Below are 2,070 nucleotides of genomic sequence, written 5' to 3'. Positions count from 1 at the left end.
GATTAAATTCTGAAATTTCCTTTAAAAACTGCTGAGCCGCCTCACTGGCATTAACCACACGCTGAGACATGCCACGTATATCACTAACCGCGCTATAAGTGAGGTCTGCATTACCTGCTAACATGCCTAACGCACTGCCGAGATTCTTATTTAGCTTGGCGACAGCCCCAGACACAGACGTACCGGTGGCATCACCAATCACCGGTTCAAAGTTATACCAGCCAGGAAAAGCGGTGCTACCTGAATTACCAGAGCCTGGCGCATCAGGGCCACCGTCCCCATCCCCACTGCCAGGCCCACTACCTTCAGGATTGCCGCTACTGATAGAGCAGGCATCGCCAGTGGTATAAACCGGCCCCTGCTGATTTAAAAGGGGATACACAACACACACACCTTTGCATTTAACGGTGCAACCGCCTTTAGGCGAATTATCATATTTCAAACAGATAGGGAGAGGCGTGGCCATTGTCACCATACCAAGCGAGACATCAGGAGGACACCCGTCCCACGAGTAAGAAGAAAAGGACACAAACAACAGAAGCCAACCTATGCGCACACAGCCCCCAATATGAAAAAAGGCGACCGAAGCCGCCTTAGATTGAAAAGGATGTTCTCCATCCCTCGACAAAGAACAAAAACCAGAGCGTCCCGATAAGCAGGGACATGGCTTAGGCTTTGCGAATAAGGCTGATCAGGATGCCGACGCCAACAACCGAAGCAACCACCATCATCACCTTGGGAGAGGTCGACTGAACGCTTGCCAGCGCAGAATCGAGCGCAGCACCGGCAGCGGCGGAGGCATCTTCACCAGCAGCGTGAGCAGCACCAACGGCAGACAGGGAAGCGACAGCAGCAATACAACCATTACGGAACAAGCCTGATACGTTTTTCATTTTTATTTATCCTCTTTTTGCACCAACAATGACACGGGCAATGGCGCCCAGTTTTAAACCAATAACCCAAATGGTTAATCCGAAACCAAAGGCTATTGACGTTGTGGTTACATCGAACTGAAACCAGCTCGATATATCCGTTAACCTGGAATGCTCCTGGACAGTCAAGAGCACATATTGACAAGCATCCCCTTCAGCAATACGGGCGTATCCCTCAGAGGTGATATTTAAACAAAGCATTATCGCGCCCTTGTCGTCGCTCGCTGCGCGCTCTCGCTCCTCCTCCTCGGTGCGCGGCGGTTAAACCGGCTTTTTGGTAGGCTGGAAGCCAACAACAACGTTGCGGGTTGGGTTCTGGGGATCCGCTTCCAGGATAAGATCCACTGCCACCAATTTAGGACAGTCGGCCAGCTCTTTAATAGTCGGTGAATCATTGCGCAAGGCCAACTGGCGAACCTCATAGCCCCAGGAGGTGATATTACACTCGGGCTTGTTTACGTTATTGGCAACCGCCAAGTATTCCACCTGGGCAAAGTCATAAGGCACAGGGGCGCCAGATTTACGGGAAACACCATAGCCATGAGTCACACGAGTGACCAGAACACCAGTTAGCAGAGACATATTATTTACCTTCCGTTGAAGAACCTGATTTTTAGGTCGATACCAAACAATGCTCACCTGATAAAAATTCAGGTGGTAGCGGCATTCTTAACCGCGCGGGAATATCATCTTCTCCCAGGTGCGCTGTTAATTGGGTAACAATCTTCTCAGGGGATAGCCCCTCGATGCTTGCTAACCAATTGACAAGGCGTCCTGCCATTCTGGACATATTAAATACAGCATTGTCCCTGGACGTTTTGAACTTATTTTTAAAGGTGGTCACACGTACCGGCGTTATTTCTTCCTGGCAAACGGCATCCAGCCATTTGGCAAACTGCGGATACATACCCGCAAAATAGGGGTCTGGATTGACCAGGACATCCAGCGGAATAACTCTATCCTTATTGTGTAGTTCGCCTTCGGCGCGTACCCAGTTCGGGCAGTCCGCCGATTGCATTTGTTTTCCCTTCTCATATATGCGAGCGCATTTACCATTGATCCGGCTGCCCACATAAAAAGAGCAACCTTTGGTCGGTGCCATGCCAAACCGCTTGGCGATGCCCTTGGATATTTCGGC

General features: G+C 50.3%; 4 protein-coding genes. All 4 read right to left on the bottom strand.

Features of this window, described 5'->3' with window-relative positions; translation table 11 throughout:
- On the bottom strand, positions 1-382 hold a 382-nt coding region (locus GWQ22_RS21235; protein WP_275931595.1), incomplete at its 3' end, for a hypothetical protein.
- Between the two features lie 286 nt (positions 383-668).
- Entirely contained in the window at positions 669-893 is a 225-nt protein-coding gene (locus tag GWQ22_RS21230) for a Flexible pilin (RefSeq protein WP_275931594.1), read from the bottom strand.
- Positions 894-1,193: 300 nt separating this feature from the next.
- Entirely contained in the window at positions 1,194-1,514 is a 321-nt protein-coding gene (locus GWQ22_RS21225; RefSeq protein ID WP_059167776.1) for a hypothetical protein, read from the bottom strand.
- Positions 1,515-1,545: 31 nt separating this feature from the next.
- The coding region (locus GWQ22_RS21220) for a replication initiation factor domain-containing protein (RefSeq protein ID WP_275931593.1) at positions 1,546-2,070 on the bottom strand (525 nt) is incomplete at its 5' end.

The sequence above is a fragment of the Aeromonas sp. 1HA1 genome, from assembly GCF_029237385.1.
GTDB classification, from domain to species: domain Bacteria; phylum Pseudomonadota; class Gammaproteobacteria; order Enterobacterales; family Aeromonadaceae; genus Aeromonas; species Aeromonas popoffii.
Note: the sequence above shows the minus strand (reverse complement) of the source record. Positions and strands in the feature narration are given on the sequence as shown.

Bases quoted from the DNA above. Each gene is read 5' to 3' on its own strand.
- GWQ22_RS21230 (WP_275931594.1), bottom strand. From the start codon at position 893: ATGAAAAACGTATCAGGCTTGTTCCGTAATGGTTGTATTGCTGCTGTC.
- GWQ22_RS21225 (WP_059167776.1), bottom strand. From the start codon at position 1,514: ATGTCTCTGCTAACTGGTGTTCTGGTCACTCGTGTGACTCATGGCTAT.